Here is a 17,196-nt window from a genome sequence, read left to right on the forward strand (position 1 = left end):
CAAAAAGCCAGCGCGCCCTCCCTGGGCCGCTGGCTTTTTGCTTTGTGGGTGTTGGCGCCGGGCCCGGCCCATGCCGCCGACCAGCGCCTGGGCGTGAACGCCCCTCAGCCCTGCGCAGCCTTCGCCGCCATGGCCTGCGCCAGGCCGCCCCACTGCGCGCGGAACAGGCCCGCGTCCATGGTCTTCACGTTGCGCATGATGGGCTTGAAGCCCATGTGCGCCAGCACGTCACGTTCCAGGTCGATGCCGGGCGCGATCTCGGTCAGCTCCAGGCCTTCGGTGGTCAGGTGGAACACGGCGCGCTCGGTGACGAACAACACGTTCTGCTCGCGCTGCGCGGCGTCCAGCCCGTTGAAGGTGATCTGCTCGACCTTCTCGATGAACTTGCGCGAACGGCCTTCCTTGACGATGGTGAGCGTCCCATCAGCCACCTTTACCTCCAACCCGCCCGCGGTGAAGGTGCCGCAGAACACCAGGTGCTTGGTGGACCGCGTGATGTTCACAAAACCGCCGCAGCCCACCGGCCGGCCGTTGAACTTGCTCACGTTCACGTTGCCGTGGTTGTCGGCCTGCGCCAGGCCCAGGAAGCTCGCGTCCAGACCGCCGCCGTCATAGAAGTCGAACTGCAGCGACTGCTCGATGATCGCGTCGGCGTTGTAGGCAGTGCCGAAGTCCCCCAGCTGCGCCGGGATGCCGCCGGTGATGCCGCTTTCCACGCTCAGCGTGAACTGGTCGGACACGCCCTCTTCCGCCGCCACCGACGGCACGCCCGCCGGGATGCCGATGCCCAGGTTGGTGATGGCACCTGGCGTGAGCTCCAGTGCCGTGCGGCGCGCGATGACCTTGCGCTCGTCCAGCGGCATGGGCGCCAGCGAGTTGAGCGGCACGCGCACATCGCCGCACAGCGCGGGGTTGAACTGCGTGGTGATGGTCTGCATGTGGTTTTCGGGCTGGCTGACCACCACGTAGTCCACCGACACGCCCGGCACCTTGACCGACTTGGGGTGCAGGCTGCCGGCCTTCACGATGCGCTCCACCTGCGCGATCACGATGCCGCCGCTGGCCTTGGCCGCGTGGGCGATGTTGATCTGCTCCAGCAGAACGCCTTCCTTGTCCAGCGTGATGTTGCCGTTCTCATCGGCCAGCGTGCCGCGGATGATGGCCACATCGACCTTGGGCGCGGGATAGAACAGCCATTCCTCGCCGTTGAACTCCACCAGTTTGACCAGGTCTTCGGTGGACTTGCTGTTGAGCTTGCCGCCTTCGATGCGCGGGTCCACAAACGTGCCCAGGCCCACCTTGGTCAGCAGCCCGGGGCTGCGGCTGGCGATGTGGCGCGTGAGGTGCGACAGGCTGCCCTGCGGGAAGTTGTAGGCCTCGACCTCGCCGTCGAAGACCATCTTCATCATCTCGGCGCCGGTCTGGCCGAAGTGGCCTGCCACGGTGCGCTTGATCATGCCCGGGTGGGCAAAGTGCACCATGCCTGCGTCTTTGCTGTTGCCGATGGCGCCGCAGGCCCAGGTGGTCACATTGCGCGGGTGGCCGGTGTCGAGGAAATTCTTTTCCACGCCCTTGAGCACCTCCTCGGGCAGGCTGGAGACGGCCAGGCCGCCCAGGAAGATGGTGGCGTTGTCGGGGATCAGGGCCCCGGCTTCAGCGGCGGTGATGATTTTCATGGTCTGTGTGCTCTTGCGAAAAAAGGGGATGACTGGTTCAGGCGTCAGGGTTCTCGATCAGCAGCGCCATGCCCTGCCCGCCGCCCACGCAGGCACTCGAGATGCCGTAGCGCAAGCCGCGCCGGCGCAGCTCGCGCGCCAGCGTCACCGTCAGGCGCACGCCGGTGGCAGCGAGCGGATGGCCCAGCGCAATCGCGCCGCCGTTCACGTTGAGCTTGTTGCGGTCGAGACCCAGCTCGCGCTCCACGGCGATGGTCTGCGCGCCCTGCGCTTCGTTGATTTCAAACAGGCCGATGTCATCCAGCGTGAGCCCGGTGCGCGCCAGCAGCGCGCGGATGGCGGGCGCGGGGCCGACACCCATGAATTCGGGCGCCACACCCACTGCAGCCGCACCGCGCAGGCGCGCCAAGGGTTTGAGGCCGCGCCGCTGCACATAGGCATCGCTGGCCACCACGGCGCCCACGGCCGCATCCACCAGGGCCGAGCTGTTGCCTGCCGTCTGCACGCCGCCGGGGTACACCGTGCGCAGCCCCGCCAGCGCCTCGACGGGCGAGGGGCGCGGGTGCGTGTCGCGGTCGAGCTGCGCCACCTTGCGCGGCAGCGTGATGCCGCGCGTGGCGTAGCCTGCCAGCTCGAACTTCTCGCTCGTCACCGGCACGATCTCGCCGGCCAGGAAGCCGTCGGCCTGGGCTTGCAGCGCCCGCTCGAACGAGCGCGCCGCGTAGGCGTCCACGTCTTCGCGGGTGATGCCGTACTTCTTGGCCAGGTTCTCGGCGGTCTCGATCATCGTGACGGGGCCGGCGGTGTCGATCAGCGCCTCCATCAAAAAGTCCTTGAACTCCACCGGCGCGCCGAGCTTGAACCCCGTGCGGTGCGTGTACGCGGCGATCGGGTTGCGCGTCATGGACTCGGTGCCCACCACCAGCGCCACGTCGGCGTAGCCCAGCGCGATCTGGTCCGCAGCCTGGCGGAACAGCTCGAAGCCTGTGCCGCAGATGCGCTGCACCAGGATGGCCGGCACCGCTTGCGGCACGCCTGCATACAGGCCGATGTGGCGCGGCAGCACGAAGGCGTCGAAGTCGGCCTGCGCCATCGACCCGGTGATGACCGAGTTCACGTCGGCCGCAGGCACGCCGGCGCGCTCCAGCACGGCGCGGGCCACCTTGATGCCCATGTCGGTGGGCGACACATGCCCGAGCGGGCCGCAGTAGTCGACCATGGGCGTGCGCACGCCGTCCACCAGCCAGGCGTTCAAGAGGGCGGAGAAAGAGCTTGTCGAAGCGGTCGTCATGGTCAGGCCTTGGAAGTGGTTTTGCTGTCCGTCACGCGCAGCACGGTGGCGTAGCCGGTGTCGCCCGCGGCGCAGCCGGTGAACAGGCCCACGCCGCCGCCGCGCAGCACCAGCTCTTCGATGAGTTCGATGATGGCGCGCAGGCCGGTGGGCGCCTGTGGGTGGCCCCAGATGATGGAGCTGCCGTAGTTGTTCATGCGCTCCCACGCAAAGCCGGTGTCGCGCGCCAGCGCGATGTCGTTCACCGCGAACGGGTTGTGCGTCTTGATGGCGTGCACGTCGGCAATCGACAGGCCCGCGTGCTGGAGCGCATTGAACGCCGCTGGCGACGGTGCCATGGGCATGAAGCCGGCCTCCACCCGCGACATGCCGAAGCCCAGGATCTCGACCTCGATGCCGGGGTCGGTGGCCACGGCACGCGCGCGGTCACGCGTGGTGACGATGGCGCCCGCATTGCCATCGGCTGGGTGCGTCTGGCCGCCGAAGGTCACGGTGCCGCCTTCTTTCACCGGCTTGAGTTTGGCCAGGCCTTCGGCGGTGGTGGGGAAGATGCCTTCGTCGGCGCTGAGCGTGCCGGTCTGCTTGCGGAATTTCGAGTCCGTGACCGGCACATCGGCCATGTAGCGCTTTTGAAAGGCACGGTCATCGGCCAGCGCGGCCTGGTACTGCGTGTAGCGGTGCAGCTTGAGCGCGTGCTGCTCTTCGGTGCTGATGCCATAGCCCGCCGCCACGTTCTCGCCGGTCTGCAGCATGGGGTTCTTGGCATACGGGTCGTGGCCCATGTTGTCGGGCACCCAGTGCTCGGTGATGCCATAGCCGCCGGTGCCGCTCGAATCGGGGTAGTACACCACCGGGCCGTTGGACTGGCGGTCGGCCATCACCAGCAGCGCGCTGGTGGCGGTGCCGCAGGCCACCTCTTGCGCGGCCATCTGCAGCGCGCGCACACTGGTGGCGCAGGCCTGCTGCACCGTGGGCCCGGCCACGCGGTCGATGCCCATCATGCCGGTGACCCAGGGCAGCCCGTAGAAGCTGCCCTTTTGCGGGTTGGTGATGCCAAGAATCGCCAGGTCCACCGCCGCCAGGTCGTACCCGCGCGCGGCCAGCGCCTGCTTGCCCACCGTGGCCGCCAGCGGCAGCGCGTTGAGGTTGGCCAGCGAGCCCTGCCACTTGGCGAACGGGGACGACCAGTAGATGCCGTAGGGGATGAAGGCGTTCATGACGGTTCCTTGCTGTGAATCGGTGCCATTTTAGTTATTTATCATAATCATATGAGTGCCTGGAAAAGCTAGGGAAAGCACCTAGCAAAGACCGCCTCCACGGCCTTGTTTTAGTTATTTTTGATAACCATAATTTCTCCAACTCACCTCGACGACCATGACCAAGCACTCCGACATATCCCTCGAAATCCGCGGCGAACGCGAGGACATCGCGGTCATCCGCCTGTCCCGCCCCGCCAAGCGCAATGCCCTGAACGACGGCCTGATCCTGGCGCTGCGGGACGTGATGGACAACCTGCCCGCCACCGTGGGCGCGGCCGTGATCGATGGCGAGGGCGAGCACTTCTGCTCGGGCCTGGACCTGTCCGAACTGAAAGAGCGCGATGCCGGCCAGGGCCTGCACCACTCGCGCATGTGGCATGCGGCGCTGGACCGCGTGCAGTTCGGCCCCGTGCCCGTGGTGGCCGCGCTGCACGGCGCGGTGGTGGGCGGCGGCCTGGAGCTGGCCAGCGCCTGCCACATCCGCGTGGCTGATGAATCGACCTTCTACGCGCTGCCCGAAGGCTCGCGCGGCATCTTCGTGGGCGGCGGCGGTGCGGTGCGCATTCCGCGCCTGATCGGCACGGCGCGCATGACCGACATGATGATGACCGGCCGCGTCTACAACGCGGCGGACGGCGAGCGCGTGGGCTTTGCGCAGTACCTCGTGCCCACCGGCACGGCGTTCGACAAGGCCTTCGAGCTGGCCCAGCGCATTGCGCAGAACGCGCCGCTGACCAACTACGCGCTGATGCACGCGCTGCCGCGCATTGCCGAGCAGCCGTCGGACCAGGGCCTGATGACCGAAGCCATGATGGCCGCCATCGCGCAGAGCGCCCCCGAGGCCAAGGCGCGCGTGCGCGCCTTCCTGGACGGCAAGGCCGCCAAGGTCAAGAAGGACTGACCGACCGACACGCTCCCCACGGCGCCACCCCAGCCCCACCGAGACGCTTTTCCATGACGGCAACCAACCCCTCTCCCCGCTACCGGCCGCTGCGCTTCGGCGTGACCGAAGTCAGCACCCGCCGGGCCGACGACGGCGTGGTCTATGTGCGGGCCACGCAGGACCTGGAGGCCTACCCGCTGCGCCTGACCGACCGGCTCGCGCACTGGGCCGAGACCGTGCCCGACCGCACCTGGATGGCCCAGCGCGTGAAGAACGCCGACGGCAGCCTGGGCGAGTGGCGCCACATCACCTACGGCCAGGCCTGGCAGGCCGCGCGCAGCATTGCCCAGGCCCTGCTCGACATGCACCTGAGCGCCGAGCGCCCCGTGGCCATCCTGAGCGAGAACGACCTGGACCACGCGCTGCTGTCGCTGGGCTGCCTGGTGGCCGGCGTGCCGCAGTGCACCGTGTCCACCGCGTACTCCACCATCAGCCAGGACTTCGACAAGCTGCGCCACGTGCTGGACACCCTGACCCCCGGCCTGGTGTTCGCGAGCGACGCCACGCGCTTCGCGCGCGCCATCGAGGCCACCGTGGCGGCCGACGTGAAGGTGGTGCTGGGCACCGGCAGCATCCCGGGCCGCAGCACCGTGGCCTTCAGCGACCTGCTGGCCACCTCTGCCACGCCGGCCGTGGATGCGGCGCATGGCGCCATCACGGCCGACAGCATCGCCAAGTTCATGTTCACCTCGGGCTCTACCAAGCTGCCCAAGGCCGTGATCGTGACGCACGGCATGTGGGCCGCCAACCTGCAGCAGATGAACCAGTCGATGCCGGTGCTGGCCGAAGAGCCCCTGGTGCTGGTGGACTGGCTGCCGTGGAACCACACCTTCGGCGGCAACCACAACTTCGGCATCGTCATCTACAACGGCGGCACGCTCTACCTGGACGAGGGCAAGCCCACGCCCAAGGGCATGGCCGAGACCATCCGCAACCTGCGCGAGATCGCGCCCACGGTGTACTTCAACGTGCCCACGGGTTTCGAGGTGATCGCGCAGACCATGAAGACCGACGCGCAGCTGCGCAAGAACCTGCTCAGCCGCGTGAAGATGTTCTTCTTTGCCGCTGCTGCGCTCTCGCAGCCCATCTGGGACTCGCTGTTCGAGAGCGCCGAGCGCGAGGTGGGCGAGCGCATCGTGATGAACACGGGCCTGGGCATGACCGAGGGCTGTCCGTTCTGCGTGGCGGTCAACAGCCCCGACGTGCAGGCCGGCGACATCGGCGTGCCCACGCCGGGGCTCGAGCTCAAGCTCGTGCCCGTGGACGGCAAGGTCGAGGTGCGCTACCGCGGCCCCAACATCACGCCCGGCTACTGGCGCAATGCCGAAGCCACACGCGACGCCTTCGATGAAGAGGGCTTCTACTGCTCGGGCGACGCCGTGAAGTGGATCGACGAGACCGACCTGAACAAGGGCCTGAAGTTCGACGGCCGCATTGCCGAGGACTTCAAGCTCAGCACCGGCACCTTCGTGAGCGTGGGCCCCATGCGCGCCAAGATCATCGCCGCCTGCGCGCCCTACGTGCAGGACGCGGTCATCACCGGCATCAACCTCAAAGAGATCGGCGCGCTGCTGGTGCCCACCCCCACCATCCGCACGCTCAGCGACCTGCCCGAGAGCGCCAGCCTGCACGAGGTGCTGGCCAGCGCCCCGGTGCAGCAGCACTTCCAGCAGGTGCTGGACAAGCTTTCGGCAGAGTCCACCGGCAGCGCCACCCGCGTGGCCCGTGCGCACCTGATGGCCGAGCCGCCCTCGCTCGACAAGGGCGAGGTCACCGACAAGGGCTCCATCAACCAGCGCGCCGTGCTGCAACACCGCGCGGACGTGGTGGACGCACTGCACGGCGGCACGCTGCCCGGCACGCTGGTGCCGCGCCACTGAACGCCCAAGACACACCCACCATTTTTCTCAAGGACACACAGCATGGACATCCAAGGACAAGCCGCCATCGTGACCGGCGGCGCATCGGGCCTCGGTGAAGCCACCGCCCGCGAACTCGCCCGCCTGGGCGCCAAGGTCGCCGTGCTCGACCGCAATGCCGAGCTGGCCGAGAAGGTCGTGGCCGATATTGGCAAGGAATTTGGAGACGGCTGCGCCGTGGCCTGCGCCTGCGACATCACCGACCCCGCCAGCGTCACCGCTGCGCTGGAGAAGGCCGCTGCGGCCCACGGCCCCGCGCGCATCCTGATGAACGTGGCCGGCATCGGCAGCGCCAAGCGCATCGTGCAGCGCGACGGCAGCGCCGCGCCGCTGGAGGACTTCACGCGCGTCGTCACCATCAACCTGATCGGCAGCTACAACGTGAGCCGCCTGTTCGCCGCCGCCTGCGCGAAGCTCGACGCCCTGCCCAATGGCGAGCGCGGCGTGATGATGTTCACCGCCTCGGCCGCCGCGTTCGACGGTCAGGTGGGGCAGCAGGCCTACAGCGCCTCCAAGGGTGGCCTGGTGGGCATGACGCTGCCCATGGCGCGCGACCTGGCGCAGCACGGCATCCGCGTGTGCACCGTGGCGCCGGGCCTGTTCGCCACGCCGCTGATGAAGGAGCTGCCCGAGGCCGTGCAGCAGTCGCTGGCCGCGAGCATCCCCTTTCCCCCGCGCCTGGGCAAGCCCGAGGAGTTTGCCGAGTTGGCCTGCCACATCGTGACCAACGGGCACCTGAACGGCGAAGTCATCCGCCTGGATGGCGCCCTCCGTATGGCACCACGATGAGAAGCCCCCCTGAGCCGCTTCGCGTCATCCCCCCAGGGGGACGCCACCGGTGGCCTGGCAAAGCCAGTTCCACGGTGGCGCTGGCTTGCGCAGCGCCAGTTTCAAGCGCCGTGGGAGGCGCAGCCCAGTCGATAACGAGAGGGTGTGCAAACACCCCAGTTGATTTTTGAAATTTCCGTCAGATTCACATCAGGAGACAAACCATGACCACCACACGCCGTCAATTCGTTCAGGCCCTTGGCGCCAGCGCCGCATTGGGCGCCCTGCATCCCTTCGCCGCCCATGCGCAGGTGGACCAGGTCAAGGTGTATTTCGGCTTTCCGGCCGGCAGCTCGGGCGACACCGTGGCGCGCCGCGTGGCCGAGAAGTGGGGTGGTTCTGCCTTCAGCAAGAACGCCGGTGTGGTGGAGAACAAGCCCGGTGCGGGCGGGCGCATTGCGCTGGAGACCCTGAAGTCGGCCCCGGCCGACGGCTCGGTACTGGCGGTGGCGCAGGTGTCGGCCCTGGCCAACTACCCGCACATCTACAGCAAGATGAACTACACCGACAAGGATTTCGCGCCCGTGTCGATCGCCGCGGTGATGCACCACGGCCTGGCCGTGGGCCCCATGGTGCCCGCCAGCGTGAAGTCGGTGAAGGACTTCCTGGCCTGGGCCAAGGCCAACCCCAAGGACGCAAGCTACGGCTCGCCCGGTGCGGGCTCGACGCCCCACTTCCTGGGTGCGCTCTTGGGTATCAACAGCGGCGTGGAACTGCGCCACGTGCCCTACCGCGGCTCCATCCCCGGTGTGACGGACGTGGTGGGCGGGCAGATCGCCGCCATGGTCACGCCGCACGGTGACTTCATCGCCAACTACAAGGCCGGCAAGATCCGCATCCTGGCCACCTCGGGCCCCAAGCGTTCGATCTACGTGCCGGACGTGCCCACGTTCGCCGAGCAGGGCTTTCCGGAGCTGACGACCGAAGAATGGTTCGGCTTCTACGCCCCGGCCGCCACGCCCAAGCCCGTGATCGCCGCCGCCAATGCCGCGATCAACGCCGCGCTGAAGGAAAAGTCGGTCATCGACAGCCTGGCCATCGTGGGCCTGATGCCGCACGGCTCCACGCCCGAGGAACAGGCGCGCTGGCAGAAGGCCGAGTACGACACCTGGGGCCCGCTGATCAAGAAGATCGGGTTCACGGCAGAGTCCTAGGCTCCCCCCTGAGGCGCTTACGCGCCTTCCCCCCTGAGGGGGGACGCCACCCCTGGACTGGCGGAGCCAGATCCACGGTGGCGCTGGCCTGGGGGCGCGCCGGTCTTGGAGGGTGGGGGTGGTGGTTACTGTGCGAGCTTCACACCCAAACCGCTCGGGCTGAGCCTGTCGAAGCCAGGGCGCACCGCTTGCGCAGCCCCTTCGCCAGGTGCAGGGTGAACGGTACGGCAACGAAGTTTCCGAATTCAAAAAAAACAGCCCCTGTCGCTTATCCAGCAAGCGCTAACAGCTATCAAACCAAGAGCAATCCATGCCAGCACGCCAGTCCCTCGCCGACATCGAGTTCATGCTGACCGAGGTGCTGCAGGCGCCCGCCCGGTGGCAGGCGCTGGCGCCGTTTGCGGACACCGATGGCGATCTGGCCACGCAGGTGCTCGATGAGGCCGCGAAGTTCGTCGACAACGCCATCGCCCCGCTGCAGCGCAGTGGCGACGAAGAGGGTTGCCGCTTCGACGCGGGCCAGGTGCACACGCCTGCGGGCTTTCGCGGGGCGTACCAGGCGTTCTGGCAGGCGGGCTGGCCGTCGTTGTCGTGCGACCCGGCTGATGGCGGGCAGGGCCTGCCGGCGGTGCTCGAATGCGTGCTGTTCGAATGGCTGGCCGGTGCCAACCACGGCTGGACCATGGCGCCGGGGTTGCTGCACGGCGCGTACGAATGCATCCGGCACCACGCCAGCGACGCCCTGAAGGCGCGGTACCTGCCCAAGATCGCCAGCGGCGAGTGGCTGGCCACCATGTGCCTGACCGAAGCGCATGCGGGCAGCGACCTGGGCCTGGTGCGCACGCGCGGTGTGCCGCAGGCGGACGGCAGCGTGCGGGTGAACGGCAGCAAGATCTTCATCTCCGGCGGCGAGCACGACCTGACCGACAACATCGTGCACCTGGTGCTGGCGCGCCTGCCCGATGCACCGGCAGGGCCCAAGGGGCTGTCGCTGTTTCTCGTGCCCAAAGTTTTGGAGGGCGGCGCCCGCAATGCAGTAGTGTGCGAGCGCATCGAAGAGAAGATGGGCCTGCACGGCAGCCCCACCTGCGTGATGCGTTTTGACGATGCCACGGGCTGGCTGGTGGGCGAGCCGAACAAGGGCCTAGCCGCCATGTTCGTGATGATGAATGCGGCCCGGCTGCACGTGGGCCTGCAGGGCATCGGCCTGCTGGACGCCGCATGGCAAAAGGCCAGCGGCTACGCCGCCGAGCGGCGCCAGATGCGCGCGCCCGGCGCCAGGGACACGAGCCTCATCCAGGACCACCCCGCCATCCGCCGCATCCTCGCCACGCAGCGCGCGTGGATCGACGGCGGGCGGGTGCTGGCGTACCACACGGCGCTGCAACTGGACGCCGCCAAGCACAGCACCGACGCGGCCGAGCGCGCCGCTGCGCAGCGCTGGTGCGCGCTGGTCACGCCGGTGCTCAAGGCGGCGCTCACCGACCAGGCGTTCCACGGCGCGAGCGCCTGCCTGCAGGTGTTCGGCGGCCACGGCTATGTGCGCGAATGGGGCATCGAGCAGATCGTGCGCGACGCCCGCGTGGCCATGATCTACGAGGGCACGAACGAGATCCAGGCGATCGACCTGCTGGTGCGCAAGGTGCTGGCCGATGGCGGCGAGGGCCTGGCGGCGCTGCTGGAGGCACTGCCCGCCACGCCGGCGGCCCGCGCCCGGCACACGGTGCTGGTCGACATCACCCACCAGCTCGCCCGCGCCGCGCAGGCCGACCCCGAGCTGCCCTACTGGGTGGCCGACGACTACCTGCGCGCCGTGGCGCTGGTGCTGCTGGAATGGGCCTGGGGGCGCATAGAGGCAGCACCGGGCGGCGGCACGCCGCGCTGGAAGACGCCCGCCCAGGCGTTTGCGCACTGGGTGCTGCCGGAGTTCGACCTGCGGGCTGCCGTGATGCGCACGCGCATCGCTGCTACGGCGGCCGTCGCCACCACCGACACGCGCCCCGTCCCCGGTTCTGCAGAGAAATCGGCCGCTGCCGCTGGACGGACCAGCGCAACATGCTCCTGATTCAGTAGCAACAGCACGCCACCACCGCTCACCCTCCCACAGCGTACCGAGGCCACGCTGCGGGCCGTCCTGCGCCTCAAGAAAATCAACCGGAGACAAGACCATGAGTTTGACGAGAGGAAGATCCACCCCCCTGCGCACCCAGTCCGTGGCGCTATCGGCTGCCGTGGCCGCCTTGCTCATCGGCTGCGGCGGCTCGTCCGACGCGGCCCTGCCGCGGCTGTCGGCCGCCACGCCGGCGCCGCTGCAGTCGTGCGCCACGCTGGCCGGCAGCCTGGCGCTGCCCGACACCCGCATCACCTCCGCCGAGCTGGTGCCCGCAGGCCCGATCACGCTGCAGGGCGTGACGACGCAGGTGCCCGCGCACTGCCTGGTCAAGGGCAAGATGAAGGAGCGCACCGGCCCGGTGGACGGCGCGGCCTACGCCATCGGCTTCGAGATCCGCCTGCCGCAGGACTGGAACGGGCGCTTCCTGCACCAGGCCAATGGCGGGCTGGACGGCAGCGTGGTGCCCGCGCTGGGCGCGGTGAGCGGTGCCGCGCCCGTGGCGCCCGCGCTGGTGCAGGGCTTTGCGGTGCTCAGTTCCGACGCGGGCCACGGCGCACCCACGCCGTTCTTCGGCCTCGACCCACAGGCGCGGCTGGACTACGGCTACCAGGCCGTGGGCACGCTCACGCCCATGGCCAAGAACCTCATCAAGGGCGCCTACGGCAAGGCGCCCGACCGCTCGTACCTGGCCGGCTGCTCCAACGGCGGCCGCCACGCCATGGTGGGCGCGTCGCGCTATGCCGACCAGTACGACGGCATCCTGGCCGGCAACCCCGGCTTTCACCTGCCCAAGGCGGCCACCACGCAACTGTGGAAGGCGCAGCAGTACGCCAAGGTCAGCACCACCACCGATGCGGCCGGCCAGCCCGACCTGACATCCGCCGTGACGCCCGCCGAGTTCAAGCTCATCGGCAGCAAGATCGTCGCCAAATGCGATGCGCTCGACGGCGTGGTGGACGGCCAGGTCAACGACGTGGCCGCGTGCCAGGCAGCGTTCAACCTGCAGACCGATGTGCCCACCTGCACCGGCGCGCGGGACGGCAGCTGCATCTCCAGCGCGCAAAAGGGCGTGCTCGCCAGCATCTTCGCGGGGCCGAAGAACAGCAAGGGCGAGGCGCTGTACACCGGCACCTGGTTCGACCCGGGCATCGCAGGCGCCAACTTCGCGTCGTGGCACTTCGGCTCGCCCGCCACGCGCGATGCGGGTGCGGTGGCGTTCATCTTCACGTCACCGCCGTCCACCGTGGCCGCGTTCACCGCCATCCCCGGCATGCAGTACGCGCTGAACTTCAGCATGGAGACGGACTACCCCAAGATGTTCGCCACCACGGCGCCGTACAACGAGTCGCCCTGGTCTTACATGACGCCCCCCAACGAGGCGGACCTGGGCGCCCTGAAGAACCGCGGCGCCAAGATGATGGTCTACCACGGCGTGGCCGACGGCGTGTTCTCGCCGCTGGACACCGCGCAGTGGATGGACCGGCTGAACGCCAACCACGGCGGCAGTGCCGATGCCTTTGCGCGCCTGTTCCTCGTCCCCGGCATGAACCACTGCTCCGGCGGCCCCGCCACCGACCAGTTCGACATGCTGGCCCCCCTGGTGGCCTGGGTGGAGCAAGGCCAGGCGCCCGACAGCGTGACCGCCCGCGCCCGCGGCGCCGGCAGCAACCTGGTCAACGCCGAGCTGCCCGCCAGCTGGTCGGCCAACCGCACCCGGCCGCTGTGCGTGTACCCCAAGGTGGCACGCTACAACGGCAGCGGCGACGTGGAGAGCGCGAGCAGCTTCAGCTGCAAGTAGCGGTTTGCACTCACCCCGCCCACCCCGCCACCCCGGCTGAAGGCCGGGACGGATGGCTCGGCGGGTGAGGGCTTCCCCTTCGGCTACCGCGCGTTGTGGCGGGCATCAAGCGGTGTGCAGCGCGAGGCGGCCACCGGACCTTCCAGCCACGCTGCTGGAGCGGTTCCAAATCCGAGATGGCGGCGGGGTCTGACACACCGCCCTCCGGGAGCGTGCCTACACTGCGCCGATCCCATGCACCGGAGAACCACCATGGAAACGCAGGAACTGCACCGCGGCCGCCTCATCGACCACATCCAGCTGGTCGTGCGCGACCTGCCGGCCAGCCAGGCCTTCTACACTGCCGTATTCGTAGCACTCGGCGTGCCGATGGGCGGCACGGGCGAAGGCTACTTCTGGGCCGACGAGCTTTTTGTCTCCACCGCCGACAGCGCGGCGGCCCAGGGCCACCTGACGGGCCGGCACCACCTGGCCTTCCAGGCAAAAGACCGGGCGATGGTCGAAGCGTTCTACCGCGCCGCACTCGCGCACGGCGGCCAGGACAACGGCGCGCCGGGCGAGCGCCCCTACCACCCCGGCTACTTCGCCGCCTTTGTGCTGGACCCGGACGGCAACAACATCGAGGCCGTGTTCCACGGCGAGGCGCAGCGCAGCGCCCCGTCGGTCAAAGTGACGTTCTAGCTACACGCCACCCGCACCCGCCACACGCAGGCCCGGCGCGATGGTGGGCGGCGCCGCATTCAGCGTCTCGATCGCAAAGCCCGCCGCCTGCTTGTAGCGCGCCATGAAGGCCTCGCGCTCTTCGCGCGGCAGCACGTCGTCGATGTTGTCGAACACGCCACCGCAGCGCTCGTCCACCAGCCCCAGCAGGCCGAAGGGGCCCGACCCCCGGTTGCGCAGCACCAGTGCCGAGATGTCCTGGCAGAGCTTGTCGTCGTAGGCGCGCAGCGCCTGGGGCCCCGCGCCCTGCGCCAGCAGCTGCGCGCCCAGCACCCGCGCGTCCACGATGGCCTGGCTCGCACCGTTGGAGCCCACGGGGTACATCACGTGCGCCGCATCGCCTAGCAGGGCCACGCGGCCATCCACCCAGGTGGGCACGGGGTCGCGGTCGATCATGGGGTATTCGAAGATGTCCGTCGCGCCGCGCAGCATCGCCGGCACATCCAGCCAGCTGTAGTTCCAGCCCTCGAAGTGGTGGATGAACTCCTCGAGCGCCACGCGCCGGTTCCAGTCGCCCTGCTGCCAGCCGCCCTGGTTGTCCACCGTGATCTCGGCGATCCAGTTGATGGTGGCCAGGCCGGTGACCGGGTCCGGCGGGGAGATCGGGTAGAACACCACGCGGTGGCGCAGCGACCCCACGCCCACGAAGGATGCACCGGTGCGCACCGGCACCCCGGGCGTGGTGCCGCGCCACATGATGGCGCCGCCCCACTGGATGGGCGGCTGCGCAGGGTGCATCTGCGCGCGCACGGCCGAGTGCAGGCCGTCGGCCGCGATCAGCAGCGAACCCGGTACTTCCAGGCGTTCGCCGCTGCGGGTCTCGACCAACGCCGTGACGCCCTCGGCATCCTGCCGGTAGCCCGTCACCCGCTGGCCCAGCCGCACGGCACCGTCGCCCAGGCGGTCTTTGACCGCGTTGAACAGCAGCATCTGCAACTGCCCCCGGTGCACCGAGTACTGCGGCCAGCGGTAGCCGGCCTGCAGGCCGCGGGGTTCGGCGTAGACCTCGCTGCCGTTGCGGCCCACCAGCGCCCATTCGCGTGCCTGCAGACCGATGGTGTCCAGCACGTCGTTGCCGAACCCCAGGTCGTGCAGCTCGCGCACGGCATTGGGCTGCAGGTTGATGCCGACGCCCAGCGGCTGCAGCTCGGGCACCGATTCGAACACGACGCAGGGCACGCCGATCTGGTGCAGCGTGAGGGCAGTGGCCATGCCGCCGATGCCGCCACCGGCAATCAGGACGGGGCGGGAAGAAGATGGGGGTGAAACATTACCGGACATAACGATATTGTCCCCGCAGTGAGTGCCCGGAAGGATTGCTTCTTGGCCAACTGGCTCCGGCGGCACGCTACTGACATGCCGTTGTCAGTACGCCCCAAGCACCATCAGGGCTTCAACAACAACACGTGCCTGTCGGCACATAGATGGAGCCCTGTCATGAAGAACGCTATCGCCTGGTTTGAGATCCCCACCACCCAACTGGACCGCGCCCAAGCCTTTTACGAAGCCGTGCTCGGCCAGGCCATGCGCCGTGAAAACATGGGGCCGAGCGAAGGCGCCGTCTTTCCGTACGACAACGCTGCCGACGGCGTGGGCGGCGCGCTGATGCAAGGCCCCACGGCCCCGCGTGTGTCGGACGGCGGCACGCTGGTGTACCTGGACGCATCGCCATCGCTCGACGCCGCCCTGGAGCGCGCCGTGGCAGAGGGCGGCCGCGTGGCCGTACCGCGCACGGCCCTGCCGCCAGGCATGGGGTTCTTTGCGCAGATCCACGACCTGGACGGCAACCGGGTGGGCCTGCACGCGCTGGACTAGGCTCCCCCCTGAGCCGCCTGGCGGCGTCTTCCCCCCGGAGGGGGGACGCACCCGGTGGACCGGCAAAGCCGGATCCACGGGTGCGCTGGTAGGCGCTGCGCTCACATCGCAGGCCGGAGGCGAGCTCGAAAGCCCATGCGAGCGCCGCAACGACAACAACACCACACACCAAAAAAGGAGAGCGCCATGCAGCACGCACTGTGGGCGGATACGCCCGTGACCACCGCCATCGCCCGGCCATCGCGGCGGGCTGCTGTGTCCGACGCCGTGGCGCAGCCGCGCCGCAATTGGATCGCCGTGGCCAGCGCCGAACATGCGCGGCTGGGGCGTGCCGAACCTGCGGCGGGTTACCTGCAGGTGTGCCACGGCAAGGTGGCCCCGCTGCAGCGCATGCGCGCCGGGGACCGGGTGGCCTACTACGCGCCCGCCACGACGATGCGCGGCGCGGACCGGCTGCAGTCCTTCGTCTGCATCGGCACCGTGCTGCAGGGCGCGCCGTACGCTGTGGACATGGGCAACGGCTTTGTGCCGCACCGCAGGGATGTGGCCTATGTGGCGGACGCGCGCGAGGCGCCGATCCGCCCGCTGCTGGCGCACCTGGAGTTTGTGGACGACCCCCAGCGCTGGGGAGCGAAGTTTCGCTTCGGGCTGTTTGCGATCAGCGACCATGACATGCGGGTGATCGCGCGGGCCATGGCCGCGCCGGAGCATGCGCTACATTTTTGATAGCTACTAGCGCCCGGCCATTGAGCGGTGGCGGCATTTTTTACCCATGGACGAGATGCTGGGGGTCGCTGCGACCCCGCCAGCGCATCTGCGGCTGATCTCGTCTGGGTCTTCAGACGCCAACTGCAAGATGTTGGGCTATGGCGTGGTGGCACCAGGCACATAAGCGTCGACCACCGCAGGCTCTTTGTCGCCAGGACCTGTGCGAGCCAGCTGGGACCAGGACCAGTGTTCGATGTCTGGAGCATCGTAGCTGCCGAACGACTGCCCGCCCCACGAGAAGTACGAGCCCTTGTGCCCCGTGGAAACGGTGCGGATGCCCACCGCCAGCGATCCATCCTTCATCAGCGCCAGGCGAAAGCCCCGCCGCGCGCTGTTGCCGCCGTAGTCGGTGCTGGCCACGGGGATATCGCGCAGCGCCACATCGAGCATGCCGGAGCTGCAGCTAGTCTCGGCGCCGCCGTAGGTGGCCAGGCCCCATTGCCGGGTGAGCGGGGAGCGCACGTTCCTTGCGCGGTTGATGGTGCGCGTCCGCAGCGTGGTCTCCCCACCGGCCTGCTGCACCCAGATCTGCATCTCAGGGCCGTTGATGTGGATCGGCAAGCCACCCTCCCACGGTCGGCGATTGGAGGCGATCCTGCCCTGCGCATAAGCGCCCGCGACCGGCGGCCAGGCATACACGCCCTGCATCGACGGGCAGCCGAACCAGGCGCTTTGCACCGGGCCAAACTCCTTGGGGGGCTGGGGCGAGCCCTGCAGGTCGGGTCCGCAGCCTGCCAGCGCGAGGCAGGCCAGCCACGGCGCAACCCATGCGAAGCAGCCGCCTCGGCGCGATGGGCTGGACAGGTGCGGTGGGGACACGGGCATCGGTTTCAAGACAAACAGCGGTGGCCTGATTGTCGGGGCATACACACCCGCGCGGACTCTATGATTTTGATAGCAACAAAGTGCCTA

At 68.8% G+C, this 17,196-nt stretch carries 14 protein-coding genes; 9 read left to right on the forward strand and 5 right to left on the reverse strand.

Annotation, left to right across the window (positions count from 1 at the left end):
- Window positions 1-104: 104 nt before the first annotated feature.
- The 3 genes from ASG27_RS00755 to ASG27_RS00765 are packed head-to-tail and all read right to left on the reverse strand — an operon-like array spanning window position 105 to window position 4,184.
- Window positions 105-1,676, reverse strand: a complete 1,572-nt coding sequence (locus ASG27_RS00755; RefSeq protein WP_056410321.1) for an acyl CoA:acetate/3-ketoacid CoA transferase — start codon at window positions 1,674-1,676, stop codon at window positions 105-107.
- A 37-nt stretch (window positions 1,677-1,713) separates the two neighbouring features.
- Window positions 1,714-2,967, reverse strand: coding sequence for a thiolase family protein (locus ASG27_RS00760; protein ID WP_056410323.1), 1,254 nt, complete (start codon window positions 2,965-2,967; stop codon window positions 1,714-1,716).
- 2 nt (window positions 2,968-2,969) lie between these two features.
- Entirely contained in the window at window positions 2,970-4,184 is a 1,215-nt protein-coding gene (locus tag ASG27_RS00765) for a thiolase family protein (RefSeq protein WP_056410325.1), read from the reverse strand.
- Between the two features lie 157 nt (window positions 4,185-4,341).
- Between ASG27_RS00765 and ASG27_RS00770 the strand changes: the two genes are divergently transcribed.
- The 7 genes from ASG27_RS00770 to ASG27_RS00800 all read left to right on the forward strand — a co-directional run bounded on the left by ASG27_RS00770 (window position 4,342) and on the right by ASG27_RS00800 (window position 13,662).
- A complete protein-coding gene (locus ASG27_RS00770) occupies window positions 4,342-5,127 on the forward strand; it encodes a crotonase/enoyl-CoA hydratase family protein (protein WP_056410327.1) in 786 nt (261 codons plus the stop codon).
- A 53-nt stretch (window positions 5,128-5,180) separates the two neighbouring features.
- Entirely contained in the window at window positions 5,181-7,049 is a 1,869-nt protein-coding gene (locus tag ASG27_RS00775; RefSeq protein WP_056410329.1) for a feruloyl-CoA synthase, read from the forward strand.
- Window positions 7,050-7,091: 42 nt separating this feature from the next.
- Window positions 7,092-7,877, forward strand: coding sequence for an SDR family NAD(P)-dependent oxidoreductase (locus ASG27_RS00780; protein WP_056410331.1), 786 nt, complete (start codon window positions 7,092-7,094; stop codon window positions 7,875-7,877).
- 203 nt (window positions 7,878-8,080) lie between these two features.
- Window positions 8,081-9,070 (forward strand): Bug family tripartite tricarboxylate transporter substrate binding protein, encoded by a 990-nt coding sequence (locus tag ASG27_RS00785; RefSeq protein WP_056410335.1) that lies wholly within the window; start codon window positions 8,081-8,083, stop codon window positions 9,068-9,070.
- A 310-nt stretch (window positions 9,071-9,380) separates the two neighbouring features.
- Window positions 9,381-11,135: an acyl-CoA dehydrogenase family protein gene (locus ASG27_RS00790; protein WP_082493052.1), complete on the forward strand. Its 1,755-nt coding sequence runs from the start codon at window positions 9,381-9,383 to the stop codon at window positions 11,133-11,135.
- Between the two features lie 103 nt (window positions 11,136-11,238).
- Window positions 11,239-12,981, forward strand: coding sequence for a tannase/feruloyl esterase family alpha/beta hydrolase (locus ASG27_RS00795; RefSeq protein WP_056410336.1), 1,743 nt, complete (start codon window positions 11,239-11,241; stop codon window positions 12,979-12,981).
- A gap of 252 nt (window positions 12,982-13,233) precedes the next feature.
- On the forward strand, window positions 13,234-13,662 hold the full coding sequence (locus ASG27_RS00800; protein WP_056410337.1) for a VOC family protein: 429 nt from the start codon (window positions 13,234-13,236) through the stop codon (window positions 13,660-13,662).
- Here the strand turns inward: ASG27_RS00800 and ASG27_RS00805 are convergent, their stop codons facing one another.
- The gene (locus tag ASG27_RS00805) at window positions 13,663-14,982 is read right to left on the reverse strand and encodes a flavin-dependent oxidoreductase (protein ID WP_056410339.1); all 1,320 of its coding nucleotides are present in this window, start codon (window positions 14,980-14,982) and stop codon (window positions 13,663-13,665) included.
- Between the two features lie 156 nt (window positions 14,983-15,138).
- Between ASG27_RS00805 and ASG27_RS00810 the strand changes: the two genes are divergently transcribed.
- Together ASG27_RS00810 and ASG27_RS00815 are read left to right on the forward strand one after the other, a co-directional pair.
- Window positions 15,139-15,516 (forward strand): VOC family protein, encoded by a 378-nt coding sequence (locus tag ASG27_RS00810; protein ID WP_056410341.1) that lies wholly within the window; start codon window positions 15,139-15,141, stop codon window positions 15,514-15,516.
- A 186-nt stretch (window positions 15,517-15,702) separates the two neighbouring features.
- The gene (locus tag ASG27_RS00815) at window positions 15,703-16,242 is read left to right on the forward strand and encodes an EVE domain-containing protein (protein WP_082485690.1); all 540 of its coding nucleotides are present in this window, start codon (window positions 15,703-15,705) and stop codon (window positions 16,240-16,242) included.
- Window positions 16,243-16,380: 138 nt separating this feature from the next.
- Here ASG27_RS00815 and ASG27_RS00820 read toward each other — a convergent pair whose 3' ends face one another.
- The gene (locus ASG27_RS00820; RefSeq protein ID WP_235504147.1) at window positions 16,381-17,109 is read right to left on the reverse strand and encodes a hypothetical protein; all 729 of its coding nucleotides are present in this window, start codon (window positions 17,107-17,109) and stop codon (window positions 16,381-16,383) included.
- Between the last annotated feature and the right edge of the window lie 87 nt (window positions 17,110-17,196).

Origin of the sequence: Acidovorax sp. Leaf191 (assembly GCF_001424425.1) — a bacterium.
Classification (GTDB): domain Bacteria; phylum Pseudomonadota; class Gammaproteobacteria; order Burkholderiales; family Burkholderiaceae_C; genus Acidovorax.

Bases quoted from the DNA above. Each gene is read 5' to 3' on its own strand.
- ASG27_RS00755 (WP_056410321.1), bottom strand. From the start codon at position 1,676: ATGAAAATCATCACCGCCGCTGAAGCCGGGGCCCTGATCCCCGACAAC.
- ASG27_RS00760 (WP_056410323.1), bottom strand. From the start codon at position 2,967: ATGACGACCGCTTCGACAAGCTCTTTCTCCGCCCTCTTGAACGCCTGG.
- ASG27_RS00765 (WP_056410325.1), bottom strand. From the start codon at position 4,184: ATGAACGCCTTCATCCCCTACGGCATCTACTGGTCGTCCCCGTTCGCC.
- ASG27_RS00770 (WP_056410327.1), top strand. From the start codon at position 4,342: ATGACCAAGCACTCCGACATATCCCTCGAAATCCGCGGCGAACGCGAG.
- ASG27_RS00775 (WP_056410329.1), top strand. From the start codon at position 5,181: ATGACGGCAACCAACCCCTCTCCCCGCTACCGGCCGCTGCGCTTCGGC.
- ASG27_RS00780 (WP_056410331.1), top strand. From the start codon at position 7,092: ATGGACATCCAAGGACAAGCCGCCATCGTGACCGGCGGCGCATCGGGC.
- ASG27_RS00785 (WP_056410335.1), top strand. From the start codon at position 8,081: ATGACCACCACACGCCGTCAATTCGTTCAGGCCCTTGGCGCCAGCGCC.
- ASG27_RS00790 (WP_082493052.1), top strand. From the start codon at position 9,381: ATGCCAGCACGCCAGTCCCTCGCCGACATCGAGTTCATGCTGACCGAG.
- ASG27_RS00795 (WP_056410336.1), top strand. From the start codon at position 11,239: ATGAGTTTGACGAGAGGAAGATCCACCCCCCTGCGCACCCAGTCCGTG.
- ASG27_RS00800 (WP_056410337.1), top strand. From the start codon at position 13,234: ATGGAAACGCAGGAACTGCACCGCGGCCGCCTCATCGACCACATCCAG.
- ASG27_RS00805 (WP_056410339.1), bottom strand. From the start codon at position 14,982: ATGTCCGGTAATGTTTCACCCCCATCTTCTTCCCGCCCCGTCCTGATT.
- ASG27_RS00810 (WP_056410341.1), top strand. From the start codon at position 15,139: ATGAAGAACGCTATCGCCTGGTTTGAGATCCCCACCACCCAACTGGAC.
- ASG27_RS00815 (WP_082485690.1), top strand. From the start codon at position 15,703: ATGCAGCACGCACTGTGGGCGGATACGCCCGTGACCACCGCCATCGCC.
- ASG27_RS00820 (WP_235504147.1), bottom strand. From the start codon at position 17,109: ATGCCCGTGTCCCCACCGCACCTGTCCAGCCCATCGCGCCGAGGCGGC.